This is a genomic window from Aquimarina sp. AD10 (assembly GCF_003443715.1).
GTDB lineage: Bacteria > Bacteroidota > Bacteroidia > Flavobacteriales > Flavobacteriaceae > Aquimarina > Aquimarina aggregata.
Genome location: NZ_CP031965.1, coordinates 3,946,656 through 3,966,316, shown reverse-complemented (window position 1 = coordinate 3,966,316; position 19,661 = coordinate 3,946,656). Strand labels below are relative to the sequence as shown.

Genomic DNA, 19,661 nt, shown 5'->3' with positions numbered 1-19,661 from the left:
CATTATGAAAAAAGAAAACTACAGGCACCTAAAATTAGTAGTATTATTGTTCTTGACTACTATAGGGGTGTTTGCTCAGCAAGATTTTCGGCCAAGGCAAAATATTTCTGCAAAAGGAGATGTGCTTTTGATCGGTAATGCTATACATGGTAGACAAGCCAATCCTAATGATAGTTACAATACTTTAGGAACCAATAATGGATCTAGCTTTGATACTGCGTATATTGATATCGATGGGGATAATTCAACGTTTAGTTCTAGTAGTGCAGATTTAGTTGATCCGAATATAGGGTGTACCGAAATTTTGTATGCAGGATTATATTGGACAGCTAACTATTATTTAGCCAGAGCAGCAACACCGACCACGTATACAGAGGATGAAATTCCCACCACAGATTTTGACGGTACTGGTAGGGTTAATGCTAGTAATTCTAATACGGTGTTAACACTAAATAATTCACAATGGGCAGAGACATTTTTTCTTAGGGTTACAGAATTTACTAACGATAATTCCGATATTAGGTTAAGTCCCGCATCATCTAATCTTGTTGTGGCAGCACCAAGAAGCGGTTGTGGTATTACAAACGCAGGTGCTTTGGCGGGTAATATTGCTGTATTTGATACCGGAGGTGGCTGTACAGATAGAGAAAAAGTAATCAATGCGCAGAATGCAGGAGCAATAGGGGTTATTATTGTGAATGATAATGGTAATTTACAACGTGCCACAGGTGGTGGTGCAACCATAACAATACCGTCTGTGACGATTGGTAATAATGATATTTTTGGTAATAACCTTATCGATGTTATTAATTTTGAGACTAATGTAATGAACGCTACCATGTCTACTACAGGTAACGAAATTACTACTGGTTTACCTGCAAATGATGTAAGAATTAATGGTATTGCCGATTATAAAGATATACAATTAGGTTTTGGAGCACCGGGAGCGGTGACTTATACACTTGTACAGCCTCAAACAGGTTCTCAAGTAATAGATGTAAATGGTACCCCAACAACTACTCATGGTGGTATTATTTATGATGGTTATGCCGGTACAGCTTCAAACCCTGGTACGGCGGCTAGTGATAACGTTCCGTACACTTGTTATGCAGATGTAACAGCTATAGTACAAGCTAATGGTTATGGTACGTATACAGTTGCAAACATGAAAGCAACTTTGGGTGATACTTCGGGGGTTTCTGGAGCAACTGGTGGTTGGTCATTAGTAGTTATTTATAGTGATCCTGATGTTTCTGCAGTGAATAGATTTATGTCTGTTTTTGATGGTTTTAGAGAAATTCAAGGAGGATCAAGTGCATCGACAGTAGATTTACCAATTTCTGGATTTAGAACACTTCCTGCGCCTAATCCAGTAAATGTAAAATTTGGTGTAGGTGCCTTAGAAGGAGATAGTGGTATTGTAAATGATGATTTACAGATAGAAAATACTTCAGGAGTATATGTAGATATATTTAATGCTGCAAACCCACAAAACAACTTTTTTAATAGTTCAATATCATTAGATGGAGTAGTTACCACAAATCGTAACCCTGCATCTGCCAACACACTTGGTTTTGATACGGATTTTTTCGAATTGGCTAATGATTCCAAGGATCTTATTCCAAATGATGCTACACAAGCAGATTTTCGATTATCTACAAACGGAGATACATATCAGGCATTTATGTCTGTATTTTCGGTAGAAGAAATAGTTCCGGATCTTAGAATCATCAAAGAAGTATATGATCCTGCAGATTTAGGAACAGTAATTAATAATACCTCTGTCGAATTAGGAGATCCATTAATATACCGTTTGCGTATAGAAAACACAGGAAATGAAGATTATGTTGGTAATGTTATCATTGATGATGTATTACCAGCAAATGTTAACCTAGAGGCAGTGGATGGTATTGATATTGTTGCAAATCCAACAGGAAATTTGAGCAGTATTCCTTCTATTGGTTATACATCTACAGGAGTAGGTAGTGGAGGTGTTCAAACGATACAATTTTCTATTCCGCCAGGTTTATTAACACACAGTGAACCCGGCGCACCAGGCTCGGGAGAAGTAACAATAGACTTTTTAGTACGATTAGTATCCGATTGTGCATCACTAAGAGATGCATGTTCTAATGAAATTAATAATATAGCAGTAGGTACTTACACAGGAGCGCTATCGGGAGTTACTATTACTGGTGACCCAAGTAGTAGTGCGATCTTAGTCTGTGGTGATACAGATGGGTTAGCAACAAACTTTTTGGCTAACGTACCTGCTTGTGAACAGAATGCAAGTACTTGTGGTGATGAATTAATTCTTACAGCGGGAACTGGCTATGATCGTTATACATGGTCAGGACCTAACGGTTTTTCAGCGGTAACAGCAATACCCTCAGTTATCGTACCAGATGTTGCACCACCAGCAACAAGAGCAGGAACATATACCGTTATCAAAGAGGATACAAATCCTGCAGATGGTACCTGTATGACGTTAACAGAAGAGATAGAAGTAACTGACTTTAGTGTTATAGCGCACCCATTACAAAACGATGCAACTACAGAAGATTTTATAGATTATTTTGATAGTACTAACGGAGGTTGTGGTCAACCCTTAGCAAAAATAACGTTATGTGGTGATGAAACATATACAGTTGATTCTGAACGTAACCCAGATAACTTGGTAAGTATTACATGGCAAAGACTTAATAACGATGCTTGTAGAGATAGAGATGATAATTGTCCTGCTATTACAGGAGGGTGTGATGCCGCTGCGAATTGGGACATTCTTCCATCTGCAGACGCAAAACCAATTACTTATGAATTCTCTGATGCAGGAGAATATAGATTAGTTCTAGAAATTGTTGGTGGATGTACAAGAGTATTCTACTTCGATATTAATAAGAATGATTATCAACCAAGAGTCGATACTATCGACATGGAGTGTTCGAATGATGGACTTGTACAAGTAAACAATGTACCACCAGGAGGCACGTATAGATTTGTAATTCGATTAGCTACGGATCCAGAACCAACTATTGCTCAAGTGACTGCATCTACCAATATTGATGGTCGTTTTATAATTCCTTTTCAAACAAATCCGTATATATTTACAGTATATGCTGTAGATACTGCATTTCCGAATTGTGTATATGAGATAGATGGTACAGTAAGATCATTCAATCCTGTATTTGGCCCTCCTGTAATAACAGGACCGCAGTGTGTTAACAATGATAATGGAAATGGGGTAGGAAGTATTAGTATAGAAGTAACAGGAGGTATTCCTCTTTATGAATATCGTTTAATTGGAGGTCCTAGTAACATTGATATTGTAACGGGTAATGAAGCAGAGAGTAACGGAGATTATACATTTAATGATTTAGCTCCAGGAACATATACATTACAGGTTGTTTCGAATCGAAACCCTGACCCAGAATGTATGGCTGAATTTGCTGGTTTAGTTGTTCCAGAGGCGCCAGATTTTACTGCAAGAGTAGACCTTATAGCTCCGGCCACATGTGATTCGGGAGCGATAGTAGAAGTGGTAGTTACTTCTCCAGCAGGTACTCCACCAAGAGGACCATATCGATTTGCTTTACAAGGAGGTGTTTTTCAAACTCCAGCAGCGGGTGATCCACAAGATAGATTTAGATTTACATTACCAACTACAGCAGTGCCGACAGATGTATTTACTTTTGAAGTAAGTGATACAAGTACAACGTTGGCATGTGTTATTGAAGCAGATATTACGGGAATAGAAGCATACGTACCTATAGAGATTCAATCTGTAGTACCAACTAGCCCTGTTTGTCCAACAGACCCAGGAAGTGTAGCAGTGACACTAACACCCGCGTCTGATATTGCAGGTAGGAGTTTCACATATGAGGTAGTAACTATAGACTCAAGTACTACTCCACCAACAGTATTAACTACAGTACAAACAGCGACGTCTCCAGATCCAACAGTTAATATTGCCAACGTACCAGTAGGTACCGATTATGTAATAAGAGTAACTCATAATAACACTACAGATCCTGCAGGCGCACCTATTTGTGCAGTATTTTCTACTCCACCGTTTGATATTACTGCAGCAACGGCAGTTGATTTTGATATTAATAGAACAAGAGATTTAAGTTGTATAACAGGCAGTGAAGATGCACAAGTTACCATTAGCAACTTTAGCGGGGGAGCAGGAACTTATGAATATTCTATAACTTCTCCTACAACTGGTTTTGTTGCTATTACAGGTACTTCGGTTGTAATAGATGTGGATACAGCTCAAACAGGTTTTACAGTATATGTTAGAGACCCTCTAGCTCCAGATTGTTCTGTTCCGCAATCTGTAGATATTCCAGCATTGTTAGAGGTTACAGCTCTTAATATTTCTGATGGAGTGTCCGATTGTACGGCTCAAACAATTGTAGTTACTGTTGATGCAGAACCCGTTGGACCTACGTATACATATAGTGTTACTCCGGCGCCTGTAGCTGGAAATGCTACAACTGGGGTATTTACTTTAGATAGAGGTACAAATTATGTGTTTACGGCTCAAAGAACAGATAATCAATGTTCTTTAGATGCACCATTTACTAGACCTGTATTACCAGAAATAGATATTACTGCTGCAGATCAAACTAGTCCAGTTACTTGTAACGGTGGTTTTGATGGAGCTTTTCAGTTTACAGTAGCAAATAGTACTACTTTTGATTATGTTGTTACTGGTCCTACAGGAGGTTCTTCAACAACAATTGCAGATGTTCCTAATAATACAACGAACCCTGTTACTATAACTGGAACTGCAGGTAATCCTTTGGTTGCTGGTGAGTATACAATTACAGTAACCGATAGAACATTGGGAGCAGGTTCAACAGTATGTATGGATACAAGAACAGTTACGATTACGCAGCCTAATGTAATTACATTTACAATTAATGACGTTAATCAAGATTGTGGTACGAATCTTAATGAGGTTTCAATTAGCAACGCTACAGGAGGAAATGGGCCTACATATACTTATACCTTAACTCACCCCGTAAATGGTACTTTTGGACCAGCAAATTCAACAGATGCTATTCCTAATGTTCCTAATGGTGCGGGTACAGATTATACAGTAACTGTTTTTGATAATACAGGTGTTTGTAATGCAACACAAACATTAACAATAGATGCATTAACACCTTTAGAGGCAGCAATTGCAAATACATCAGATGTTTGTTTAGATGATAATGCAATTAGCTTTATTGTTACCATAAATCCAAATAGTAACGGAAGTACAGGAACTCCGGACTACAGATACACAGTATCCAGAAACGGAACTATTGTTCAGACATCTACAGTTGTTACTGGTGCAATTGCTAGTTTCACTACAAATACATTTACACAAGATGGTGACTATGAAATTATACTTACCGATGATAATGATTGTTCTGTAACACTTACCGAAACTGTAGAGCCTGCAGTTAATATTGCAGCTAGAAGAGTTAATGACCTAAGATGTGATCCAGTTACTGGATTACTTTTACAAGCAGAGATAGAATTAACGATAAGTGATGGTTATACCGATTATACAGTTACTTGGGAGAATACTACAAATACTACATCGGGAACTGTTGCTGGAAGCCCCGGTGCAGGACCAGTATTTACTCATCTTACAAGCGATGTAGGTGATTATATTTTTACGGTAACTGATGCAAGAGGTTGTACAGATACATCTACAGCAGAAGTAACATCAAATAATAACCCGCCTACGGTTACAGCACCAGATATAGATGTTGACTGTAACGGAGATACGGGTATTATAAGAATTACGGCTACAGGAGCAGATTCTGGAGGATATCAGATTAGTTTTGATGGAGCAGCCTTTGTTCCTATGCCACCAAGTGGAACTATAGAATTTGTGCGTGGTGCCGGAAACTATCCTTTTGAGTTTAGAGACAGTAGAAGTTGTCCTTATACAGGATTTGATGTAGACGTCAACGAACCAGCGGCATTAAATGCAGCTTCTTCAAAAACAGATATTACATGTGACGATTCAGTAGGAGGAGTTGGAGAAATCTTAGGATCTATTAGAATTACGTTAACGGGTGGTACAGTTACCCCGGCAGGAGATGCATCTGGGTATACATATCAAGTTACTCGTAATGGTGTAGTCGATGCAACTATTCTTCCTGCTTTTGCTCCAACAGTACCACCAAACCCACCAGCATTAGGTGTGGATGAAGTTTTGTTTGATGGTTTGGATTTTGGAGTCTATGAGATTTTAATTACTGATGATAATGATTGTACAACAACAGTTACAGAAACAATTAATTCTGGACCAAGAGTTACCTTTACTTTAGGAGCTGTTGGTGCAACATGTCCAGCTGGATATACGCAGAATGTGAATATTACAGGAGGATCAACAACTGCTCCTGGATTTGAATTAGATTTAAGAATTTTAGGTTCGGCAACATCTATAGTAACTACTAACCTTGGTGTTGATGGATTCGGTAACCCGATTACAACATATTCAGAATCAGGCTTAGATTTTGGAGTTACTTATGTAGTTACGGTTAGAGACCTTAACACAGGATGTCGATTCCGTGCAGAATTTAACGAAAACGGACCAAGTAGTCCTGTGATTTCTAATGTGGTGCCGGGTGATATTTCATGTAATCAAACCCCAGCGTTAACTGATGGAACTTTTACATTTGACATTACTGGATATGATCCAGTACCAGGTCAAGATTTAACATGGGAAGTTTTAGATAGATTTGATCTAACTAATGTAATTCAAACAGGAACAACAGTTGTTTTAACAACTGATCCAGAAACAATAGGTCCATTAGGAGCTTTACCAGAAGGAAGATACTTTTTAAGAGTAACAGAAAGATTGGGCGCTCAATGTCCTAGTAACCTTGTAGAGTTTGAAATAGAAACTCCTGATCCTTTAGTGACAACAGGAAATAATCCAAGCGTACCAGAATGCCAAACATCGGCTTCTTTAGTTGTTAATACAACAGGTGGTACAGAAACAGGTGGAAGCATTACCCCTGGAGACGGTTATGTGTATCAAGTGGTCGAGCGTGGTGATCCAGCCGTGCCAGCTAACTATGTCTCATTACCAATCCCAGTAACAGCTGCTCCAAATACAATAACCTTTAATACGGATACTAATGGTGATGGTGCAACAGATGCAACAGATCAATTACTATGGGATATTTTAACCCGTGATGATAATGGTTGTGAACACCGATTAGAAATTACAGTAAGTGTAATTCCTGGACCTACATTAACTACTCCGACTATTGTAGATAACCCTTGTGATACAGATGATTTTGTCTTTACAGTAACAGCAGTAGGAACAGGTAGTTTATCTTATGGTATTGATGATGGTGTTAATCCTGTGGCTTTTGTACCAGATGGTGCAAGTCATGAATTTATGGTAGACGCACCGGGTACATATACAGTTATTGTTAGAGACGGAAACGGATGTACTGATACCGATACAATAACCATTTTACCTCCTTTAGCAATAGAAGCCGTATTTACTGCACCAAATTGTGAGGCAGCAGATGGAACAATTACTACAAGTATTACATCAGGAACCTTAGCCGGAGCTACACCACCTAGATATGAATTGTTTACTGTTACTGGTGGAGTTGTAGTGACTCCTGCTATTCAAACAAATGCGACAGGAGTATTTCCTGGTATAGCTGTTGGAGAGTACGAGATTGTCTTGACCGATATTGATAGAAATCCTGCTACAGGTTGTCCTTATAGAACAAGAGTAGGTCTAGAGGGGCCGACATTACCTGTTATTGACCCTACAATGGGTATAACAAACATGACATGTAATAGTGATACACCGCCTACAGGAAGTATTACAGTAACATTAACAGCTCCTTTTGAGGCTGGAGTGACTTACGAGTATGAGATTACTGCAGCCCCTGCAACAGGAGACTTAAGAGCTAGACAAGTTAGTCCTACATTCAATAATTTAGATGTGGATGTATATGAAGTAACAGTTTATGCAACTGTAGTGAATGGTTCTGGAGCTGGAGCGGTAACTGTAGAATGTGTTAATACAGCAAATATTCCTATCACAGAACCAGCTCCTATAGTGGCAAACCCTAGTGTAACACCATATGGTTGTGATTCATCTAATAATGAAGTATTCCCTGTGATTACATTAGATATTTCTGGGGGCGATGGAACTTATAGAGTTTCATATACAAGACCAGCACCTTTATCTCCTGTAGTAGATGAGGTTGCAGTAGATTCTGATCCTGTTACTCCTGGAGTACAACATCAAGTAACAGCTCCTGTAGGTAATGGCACTTATACTTTCACAATAGAGGATAGTAATAACTGTTCTGGAACAACAAATATACCTGTTCCTGTTTTTGAAATTATGACCATGGCAGAAGCAAACCAGGATACGGCTGCGACATGTACTAGTAATGAAATAGTAACTGTTACGGTAACTGGAGGTTCTGGAAACTATATTTTTACAAGAGTAGATGGCACGGGTGCTGTATTAGATACTCAAGACCCTGCAGCAGGAATTTTTGAAGCAGATTTCACATTAAATAATGTAGTAGGCGATACATTTAATTTTGTAGTGAGGGATGAAGGAACAATGTGTACAATACCGACAACATATACAATACCTGAGTATGATAATTTTGAGTTAACAGCTGCAGAAGAAACACCTGAAACCTGTTTCGAAGATAGAGATGGTAGAGCTCGTTTTACTGTACTTGGCGGATATATAGGTGTAGTTTCTTATACAATTACGTCTGAAGATGCAGTTGGAACTGTAACGATAATTTATGATAGTGCCGCAAGTGGTACTAACGAAACAACTACAGCGACAACGAATAGTTTTGTAGTACCTAGAGCAGGGGAGCCTGGATTAGGAATAGGAAATTATACCATTAACGTTGTACAAATTGGTGCTCCTGAATGTGATGAAGCTGCTAGCTTTACAATTACAGGACCTACAGCTGACTTTGAAGTAGACATAAGCCCTAGAAATGATCAGGAATCTTGTAATCCAGGAGGAGATATTTCTTTCCAGGCTAGTGTTACAGGAGCAAGAGGAGATGTTACCTATACACTCGTTGAAACTGGATTAACTAATACTACTGGATTATTTGAAGGGTTGTCAATAGCGCAAGCTACACCAGTTGTACCACCAACTGTACCACCAACATTTACGTTTACGGTTACTGCTACAGATACAGATCCGGGAGGTACCTTTGTATGTACAGATGATGATATTATTACTGTTCGACCACCAGCTGATGATGTTAATATAAGCTTAGTCGAAGATTTTGATGTATCATGTTTTGGTGAGGCAGACGGTAGAATTGTAGTAACCGCTACAGGTACTGATACACCATTACGTTATTCTTTAACTCCAGCAGGAGGTACAGAAGGTGTACTACAAACTTCAAATGAATTTAGAAACTTAGCACCTGGTAATTATACCGTTACGGCTTATGATGAATTAGGTTGTACAGATACTTCACCAGCCATAATTAATGAACTTGCTGAGTTAACAGTGAACTTTAATGCCTCATTAATTGATTGTACAGGAAACCCTAACCCAACGGTTGATGTAACTGTGACAGGAGGATTTGATGGAGCTACAGGAATCATTAATGGTAGAACAATAACAACCTTTGTAGTGTTAGATATCGGTACAGATCGATTAAATCCGGTAGAGGTTCAAAGAAATACGACAGGTATATTTACCTTACCAGTCGGAGAATATCAATTCTTTGTTATTGATAACACAGGGTGTGAATCAAGACCATCGGGAGCATTACCTGTTATTGCAATACCAGATATAGAAATTACATTAGACGATCGTTTTGCCTTCGTAAATTGTAATGGAGGATCAAACGGAGTAATAGATGCTAGCGTTATAGGAGGTACAGGAATGTATACGTTTACACTTAGTACAGTATCTGGTAACCTTGCAGATGGTACACCGTTTACACCAATTGTACAATCTACAAGTGAGTTTAGAGATTTAGCTCCTGCAGTGTATGTATATACAGTAACAACCGATAGAAGTTGTTCTGCTCAAGAGCAATTTACAATCATTAATCCACCAGAATTTACACCAGATTTTAGTGATGTTGGAAATGTAACTTGTGCTGGAGAGGACAATGGTTTCATTCGAATTGTTGCAAGTGGGGGTACGCCACCATATTCTTATGCGATTAATAATGAAGCATTCCTTAATGATGTATCAGACGGAATTATAGGAGAGCATACTTTTGATGAGTTAGCTCCTGGAATGTACACTGTAATAGCTCAGGATGCACTTGGTTGTAGTGAGATTAGAGATATAGAGATTACAGAACCAACAGCATTAATGGTTGGTGTAGATGGCGAGCCTACGCCAGAAACCTGCTTTGGTGATGAAGATGGTTCGGTAACAATAATAATAACAGGTGGTACACCACCATATAGAACTAGTCTAACCAATAATGATGCAGATTTTGTACAAGATCAATTTACATTTGATGACCTTGCCGCTGGAGTTGTAAGAATATTTATTCGAGATGCTAATGACTGTCCAACAGATATTTCTGTAACGATAGATCCAGGTGTTATTCTTGAAGGAATACTTAGAGACAGATTAGATTGTCCTGTTATTGATTTAGATGGAAATGTAACACAAGCACCAAGATACTTTATTGATTTTGTACTGGGTGAAAATTCTGTGACTACAGATATCGTATATACATTAACAGGAGTTAATGGTACACCAAACCCACCTAGTAACTTTAATATGACAGGTACTTTTGAGGTATCACCTGGTGAATATGAAGGAACAATGTTACATGCTGATGGATGTTCTGAGCCAATACCACGTATAGAGGTAGAAGAATACATACCAATGACATTACCAGTAGCAGTGATGACAGGTAACCCTCAAGATCCAAATGAATATGAGATCAATGTTACAGGAGGAGTTCAATTACCAACAGATCCTTTCTACACATTCCTTGTGGGATATGTAGGATTAACATCAAATGAGACACCATTAAACGAAGTGGACTATAATATTGCGGTTGATGGAAATGTCTTTAGAATACGACAGACTGGATTTTATGCAATACGAGTAATAGATGCAAATGGTTGTGAGGTAATATCACTTCAAGAGCTTACGTATATCAATATTCGTATTCCTAATTACTTTAGACCAGATGATCCAAATGCAAGCTCAGAAGAAAGATTCTGGTATCCTAGACAAATTTTACCCCCAGGAACCGCAGGAGACCCATTCTTCTTTGAAAATATGGAGGTAACAATTTTTGATAGATACGGTAGAATGTTGAAAGAGTTTAAAGGAAATCAACAAGGATGGTCTGGTATTTATCAAGGAAAAGAACTTCCGTCTGGAGATTATTGGTTTACTATCGTTCTTAATGATGTTGACAGAAGAGAGTTTACTGGCCACTTTACTTTATATAGATAATATATAAAAACGAAGAGAGTTATAGAAGAAACAATATGGATAATGCCAAATGACACGTAAACACAAAAGTCAATGGTTAGTAATTTTAAATGTTAGATGAAGAAATATATTGTAATACTTAGTCTTTTTGCAAGTTATTGCACGTTTGGACAAGAGTTTTTTGCCCCTGTACAAAACCAATACATTGCAGATAACCCCTATTTAATATCTTCTGCGTATGCAGGTATAGGAGATTGTTGGCAAATAAGAGCCTCCGGATTTGAGCAATGGGTGAGTATCGAAGATGCCCCAGGAACACAATCCCTGTCTATAGATGGTAGGATATCTGATAGGTCAGGAGTAGGAGCGATTTTATTTAATGATCAAAATGGTTTTACAACCCAAAAAGGTATTCAATTATCATTTGCACACCATTTAACAATAAGCGAGTATGATAACCAATATCTTTCTTTTGGATTGAGCTATAAATTCACTCAGTTTGGTATTGATACTTCTGATTTTAATAATGGAGACCCTGACAACCCTTTTAATCCAGGATTGGCAGATGTAAGTGTAAATGATTCTAACTTTGATATTGCATTGTTATATCGTCTAGGAAGGTTTTTCTTAAGTGCCAATGCAGTAAACTTATTACAAAAGCAAATAGACGATTTTAATCCAACAGAACCGTCACAAATACAAAACTACTATTTGTATACAGGATATACATTTTATCATAGATTTAGTGATATAGAAATCGAACCCTCAATCCTATATCAAAATTTTGCAGGAGATGGCCGTTCTACGACAGATATAAATTTAAAGGTTAGAAAATTACATCGAGGAGATTATTATTGGGCTGGTGTAAGCGTAAGGTCTCTGGTGGATCAAGATTTTAAACCACTTTCTGTTTCACCAATGATTGGTATAAAAAAAGCTAATTTTTATGTAGCGTATGGATATCAAGTAAATGTAAACGAAGTATTACAACCAACTACAAGTGCAGGATCTCATATGATTACGTTAGGACTAGATTTTGGTTGTCGACAAAGTAAATGTGGATGTACATACTAGAAAAGAAATAACATAACTAAAAAGCCGATTCCTATAAGAATCGGCTTTTTTATGCTTACTATTTTATCTAAAAATAATAACAATAAATAAATATCACATATTTATTTTTAGACAACTATATTTGCCTGTAGTAAATCCTACCCCACATAACCCTATAATTTTACAAACGTTTTTGTATTAAATGAATGTCTTTCTAGAATATTTCATGATTTTTTATCATGAGATACTAAATTCATGCAAAAAAAAGAAGAAAAAGATGTTTTTAAAGGGTAACAATTGTTCTACTGGTTGCACTAAGTAATAACAGTATATGAATAATCTATTGGTAACAAACAATTTATAATCAACGAAACCTAAACAAATGAAAACAACTTTACTCAAAAAACTCTTAGTATTGGGCTTGCTTTTTGGTGCAGTATCAAATATACTGGCTCAACAAGATTTTAGACCTAGACAGAATATTTCTACCAGAGGAGATATACTTTTAATCGGTAATGCTATCCATGGTATACAGTCCAATCCAAATGAAAATTATGATACACTTGGAACTAATAATGGATCTAGCTTTGATACTGCATATATTGATATCGATGGGGATAATTCAACGTTTAGTTCTAGTAGTGCAGATTTAGAAAACCCAAGTACCGAGAATTGCTCTACAATTGTATATGCTGGATTGTACTGGACGGCTAATTATTATTTAGCAAGAGGTGGTATTCCAACCTTATATATAGAAGATGAAATTCCCACCACAGATTTCGATGGTACTGGTAGGGTTAATGCTAGTACTTCTAATACTGTATTGACACTAAATAATTCACAATGGGCAGATACATATTTTCTTAGGGTCACAGAGTTTTCTAACGATAATTCTGATATTAGGTTAAGTCCTGCGTCATCTAACCTTGTTGTGGCAGCACCTAGAAATGGTTGTGGTATAACAAACGCAGGAGCATTAGCTGGCAACATCGCAGTTATTGATACGGGAGGTAGTTGTACAGATAGAGAAAAAGTCATTAATGCACAAAATGCAGGAGCAATAGGAGTAATAATTGTAAATGACAATGGTAATTTGCAACGTGCTACAGGGGATGGTGCAACCATAACAATACCGTCTGTAACGATAGGTAATAATGATATTTTTGGTAATAACCTTATCGATGTTATTAATTTTGAGGCTAATGTAATGAACGCTACCATATCTACAACAGGTGACGAAATCACTACTGGTTTACCTTTGAACGATGTTAGAGCTAGAGGTACTGCTGATTATAAAGCTATACAATTAGGTTTTGGAGCACCGGGAGCTGTTACTTATACACTTGTACAGCCTCAAACAGGTTCTCAAGTAATAGATGTAAATGGTACGCGAACAACTACTCATGGTGGTATTATTTATGATGGTTATGCAGGTACAGCTTCAAACCCTGGTATGGCGGCTAGTGATAACGTTCCGTACACTTGTTATGCAGATGTAACAGCTATAGTGCAAGCAAATGGTTATGGTACGTATACAGTTGCTAATATGAAAGCAACGGTAGGTGATACTTCGGGAGTTTCAGGAGCAACAGGTGGTTGGTCATTGGTTGTAATTTATAATGACCCAAGTTTTGAGGGAGTCAATAAATTTATGTCTGTTTTTGATGGTTTTAGAGAAATTCAACCCGGTACGACATCAAGTACTGTCGATTTGCCCATAGAGGGATTTAGAACCCTTGCTGCTCCAAGTCCGGTAAACGTAAAGTTTGGAATAGGAGCTTTAGAAGGTGATAGTGGTATAGTAAATGATAATTTGCAGATAGAAAACACCTCTGGGATTTATGTAGACATATTTAATGCAGCTAATCCCCAAGATAACTTTTTTAATAGTTCGATCTCTGTTGATGGAGTAATATCAACAAACAGAAATCCAGCATCTGCCAACACGCTTGGTTTTGATACCGATATTTTTGAATTACCGAATAATGCAAATGATCTTATTCCTAATGATGCTACTAGTGCAAATTTTAGGCTATCATCAAATGGTGACGGCTATCAGGCATTTATGTCTGTCATTGCAGTCGAAGATATTTTACCGGAACTATTATTGATTAACGAGGTATACGATCCAACAGACTTAAACATGTCAATTAGTGGCACTGCTGTAGAGCCAGGCGATGCTTTAGTATATCGTTTACGAGTTAAAAACGTTGGTAACGAAAATTATGCAGAGAATGTAACTATAGATGATGTATTACCGGCAAATGTTGATTTAGAGTCTATTGATGGTATTGATGTAACAGCAAACCCAATAGGTAATCTGGCAACAATTCCTACCATAGGTTATGCAGTAAATATTGATAGCCAAGGAACTCAAACCTTAAAATTGTCAATACCTGCTGATCTTTTAGAATATACGAGCCCTTCGGGACCAGGAGATGGAGAATTGACTGTCGATTTTACGGTACGCGTAGTTTCTGACTGTGAATCGTTACGAGATACGTGTTCTAATGAAATAACGAATTTGGCGGTAGCTACATATACCGGTATCGTTTCTGGGATACAACAAACACAACAGAGTGCAAACGAAGTTTTTGAATGTGGAAATACTGATGGATTAGCAACAAACTTTTTAGTTAACATACCAGCGTGTACACAAAGTGTAAGTACATGTGGCGGTGAATTAATATTAACTGCAGGAACGGGATATGATCGCTATACATGGTCAGGACCGAATGGTTTTTCTACAGTTACAACGATACCGTCAGTGGTTGTGCCGCCTGGAAATGAAAGCGGATTGTATATCGTAATTAAGGAGGATACTAATCCTGCCGATGGTATATGTATGACCCTTACAGAAGAATTTGATGTTATAAACTTTGCGTCGGCTCCTCATCCGTTACAAGACGATGCAACTGTAGAGAATTTTATAGATTATTTTGATAATACTAATGGAGGGTGCAGTCAGCCTTTAGCAAAAATTAATCTATGTGGTGATGAGACATATACTGTAGATTCGCAAGCAAATCCAGATAATTTAGTCGCTATAACTTGGCAACAATTAACTAACGATACATGTAAGGATAGAACAGATAGTTGCCCTGCCGTTACTGGTGGTTGTGATGCATTTGGAAATTGGACAACCTTACCTTCTGGATCGGGTACACCAACTACTTATGAATTTACAGATGCAGGAGAATACAGAATGGTATTAGAAGTGGTAGGAGGATGCACGCAGATATTCTATTTTGATATTAATAAAAATGATTACCAACCAGAAGTAGATATTTCGGATATGGAATGTGGTAATGATGGACTTGTTCAAGTAAACAATATACCACCCGGCGATACGTATAGATTTGTGATTCGACTAGCTTCAGATCCACCACCAACTACTGCACAGGTAATAGCATCAACCAATATAGATGGACGTTTTGTAATTCCTTTTCAAACTAATCCATTTTTATTTACAGTGTATGCTGTGGATACAGCACTTCCAAATTGTATGTATGAGATAGATGGTACGATAAGATCATTTGACCCTGTTTTTGATATTTTTGTTACAGCACCAGAGTGCACTACTATTGATAACCCAAGTGGTTTGGGTAGTATTAGAGCCGAAGTTATTGGGGGACTACCATTATATGAATATCGTATCCAGGGAGGACCTAATGCTATCGATATAGTAACAGGAGATGAGGCATCAAACCAAGGTGATTATACATTTAATGACTTATTACCTGGAATATATACCGTACAGATAGTTTCTAATCGTAATCCAGATCCAGAATGCATTCAAGAGTTTGCCAATGTTGTGGTTCCTGCAGCACCGGCGTTTACAACAAGAGTGGATTTTATAGCACCTGCAAGCTGCGATACGGGAGCAGTAGTAGAGGTAATTGTTTTAGAGGGCTCGGGTGGGCCATATCAATTCGGATTTGCTTCAGGCGTATTTGTAAGTCCTGATGCTGGTGAACCGCAAGATAGGTTTAGATTTACACTACCAACTACTGCGGTACCTTCGGATGTATTTAATTTTCAAATTTTTGATACAAGTCTACCTTTGAGTTGCATTAAGGAAGCTAGTATATCAGGAATAGAAACGTACGTTCCTATAGAGATTGCTTCGGTAGTGCCTTCCAATCCCGTTTGTCCAACAGATTTGGGTACTATAGAGGTTTCCCTTACACCTTCATCAGCAGTTGCAGGAAGAACTTTTGTTTATGAAGTTTTAACTAGTGAAGATGAGGTAGTACAATCAATAAGTACATCTAATGTTACTACTACATTTACGAATATACCTTCAGGAACAGGCTATAAAATAAGAGCGTCGCACAATGACACAACAGACCCAACAGCCGACTCAATCTGCCCTGTTGTTAAAGAAGGTTATGATATTATTGTACCAAGCCCAATCACTTTTGATATTAATCTAACTAGAGAATTAAGTTGTATTTCTGGAAATGAAGATGCTCAAGTTACATTATCCAATTTTACTGGCGGCACAGGAGATTATGAATGGAGTTTAAATGCCTCAGGACCTTTTGTTGCTATAGTATCTGATATAACATCGTTTCCTATAAGCGTGGCAGGTGTATATACTATTTTTGTTAGAAACCCAAATGCACCTGCTTGCCCGACAAGTGCGCCAATCAGCATTAATCAATTAGAAGAAATAGATGATATCATATTAACAGAAGGAGCATCTAGTTGTGAAAACCAAACAGTACTTACCGATGTAACAGCATTTCCAGCATTATCTTCTACAGATATAGCAAATGGGGTGCAATATGATTTTACAATACAACCAGCTCCTTTTTCTGGACCGGCAACATTTAGTATTACAGCTACAACGGGTATGCAGCCAATTACCTTTAGCAGAGGTATTATCTATACTATAGAAGCAAAAAGAAGTGATAACGAATGTGGTATTGCAAAGAACTACAGTGCAGATCTAATAAATCAAATTGAAATTACGAGTCTTAATCCTAAAGATATAACATGTAATGGTAGTCTTGATGGTAGTGTAGCGTTTACAGTAAATTCGTCTAATTTTGGTTATGAAATTTTTGATTCTGTAACTGGGTTTATGGTTAGTAATCCATTGTCTACGGTAGACACAATTGTTGTTTCAGATCTTGGAACTGGTACGTATACCATAAGAGTTTTTGACATTACTACAAATTGTGAGGATATTTCAATTTTTGAAATCACAGAACCTTCTGCCCTAAATGCGTCGACAGAGATCGTACCACTAACAACAATAAATGACGGAAAAATTATTGTAAATACAGACGGAGGTACTCCTCCTTATCAATATTCTTTAGATGGGGGAAATATTTTTGAAACATCAAATACTTTCGAAAATCTTCCTTCAGGAACCTTTACCATATTTATAAGAGATAGTAATGGCTGTATCAAAACAGTATCAGCAACGATAGACCCATTAATATTGCCTATATCGGTAGTATTAAATTTAGACAGTGCTTTTATATCTTGTTTCGGAGAAAGTAATGCATCAATAAAATCAAATGTAACAGGAGGAACGGGTATATATGAGTATGTTCTTACAGGAACAAGTATTCTAGGAGAAACCATAAATTCTGGACCCCAAACAAGTAATACTTTTTCTGGTCTATTTGCGGGGACATACCTTTATACTGTAAACGGAGAGGGCGCAGAACATGTGTCGGTACCGTTTACAATTACAAACCCACCAGAGTTTTTAAGTGAAGTAACGCTAAGCAGTGTTTCTTGTAATGGAGAGAATAATGGGACCGTTACGATATTAGCAACAGGAGGTACTCCTCCTTATTCTTTTGCAATTAGTTCGATTCCTAATACATTCTTTAGTGATGATTCTGATGGTATTTTTAATCAACATGTATTCAAAGACTTAGGACCAGGAACTTATGATGTTTTAGCACAAGACACTAATGGGTGTGAGCAACTTTCAACTATAGAAATTTTAGAAAATACGCCTATACATGCTTCAGTTGTGAATAGTACACCAGAGATTTGTTTTGGAGATAGTAATGGTTCAGTGGTATTTGAAATTTCGGGAGGAACTCCGCCATATCAAACCAATATAACAAATAATGATGTTGATTTTGTTGAAGGTCAATTAAATTATGACAATCTTCCTTCAGGAATAACAACAATCTATATTCGAGATGCAAACAGTTGTATAACAACACTTTCTGTTGATATTTTAGAAGCTTCGGCAATTTTCTTGAACGTGACAGTTACTCCGATTACTAATGATGCAGATGGAGTTATTGAAGTCATCGCTAAAGGAGGTAACCCACCATATATATATCAATTAAAAGACATACAGACCGGTACTGTAGTTAGTGAGCAACTTTCAAATACTTTTACTGTAGGTTCATCAGGAGAATATCTTGTTGAAGTTTTGGATAGCAATGGATGTATTGTTGGCCAGACAGTTACCATGGAGTCTACTGCTCAAAACCCGATTATTGAGTATGCAGATGAGATTTTCTTTTGTACGATAACAGGACAAATTTACCCTACAATTGCAATAGAAAACGCTAATGGTGAAACCTTAGATATTCCTTTTCTGGATGTGGTTTCTGTAGTTTGGCAAAAATTTAATGATATTAATTGTGATATAGAATTACAAGATAATTGTCCTACAACAGACTCTAGTTGCACTTCTGGCTGGTTTAATTTATGTACTACTAATGATTGCGACATTGCAGATGCAGGAGAATATAGGGTAGTAATCGAGTTTGCAAATAAATCTACAGACCGAATACAAACCTATTATTTTAAGGCAGAAAGACTAGTACCAGATACCCAACCAGATTTTGTGATGTATCCTAATCCGGCTACTAGCTTGGTACAAATTAATAAGCAGGTTAAAAGTATAGAGGTTTTTGATGTGATGGGTAAATTAGTCTTACAAACATCAGAGAGCACTTATGACGTTGCTTCGTTAACCAACGGAATTTATTTTGTTAAGGTAGTAACCAATACTAATGATGAGGTCTTTACTCGATTAGTAAAAAAATAACATGAATTGTTAAATAAAAAAGAGCTGCCTAAAAAGGTGATTTTTCTGTCATTTCGAGCGAAGTTGAGAAATAGTATATCTTGATTTTCAATACATTTCGACTTCACTCAATGTGACGGA

At 37.4% G+C, this 19,661-nt stretch carries 3 protein-coding genes; all 3 read left to right on the top strand.

Translation table 11 applies throughout. The features are described 5' to 3' along the window. The first annotated feature begins 4 nt into the window (after positions 1 to 4). The 3 genes from D1816_RS16370 to D1816_RS16360 all read left to right on the top strand — a co-directional run bounded on the left by D1816_RS16370 (position 5) and on the right by D1816_RS16360 (position 19,541). The gene (locus D1816_RS16370; protein ID WP_158597690.1) at positions 5 to 11,473 is read left to right on the top strand and encodes a T9SS type B sorting domain-containing protein; all 11,469 of its coding nucleotides are present in this window, start codon (positions 5 to 7) and stop codon (positions 11,471 to 11,473) included. A 96-nt stretch (positions 11,474 to 11,569) separates the two neighbouring features. After that, a complete protein-coding gene (locus tag D1816_RS16365) occupies positions 11,570 to 12,526 on the top strand; it encodes a type IX secretion system membrane protein PorP/SprF (protein WP_066315075.1) in 957 nt (318 codons plus the stop codon). A 361-nt stretch (positions 12,527 to 12,887) separates the two neighbouring features. Continuing rightward, positions 12,888 to 19,541 (top strand): PA domain-containing protein, encoded by a 6,654-nt coding sequence (locus D1816_RS16360; RefSeq protein WP_118504226.1) that lies wholly within the window; start codon positions 12,888 to 12,890, stop codon positions 19,539 to 19,541. The last annotated feature ends 120 nt before the right edge of the window (positions 19,542 to 19,661 follow it).

Coding starts and splice junctions, on each gene's coding strand:
- D1816_RS16370 (WP_158597690.1), top strand. CDS start 5: ATGAAAAAAGAAAACTACAGGCACCTAAAATTAGTAGTATTATTGTTC.
- D1816_RS16365 (WP_066315075.1), top strand. CDS start 11,570: ATGAAGAAATATATTGTAATACTTAGTCTTTTTGCAAGTTATTGCACG.
- D1816_RS16360 (WP_118504226.1), top strand. CDS start 12,888: ATGAAAACAACTTTACTCAAAAAACTCTTAGTATTGGGCTTGCTTTTT.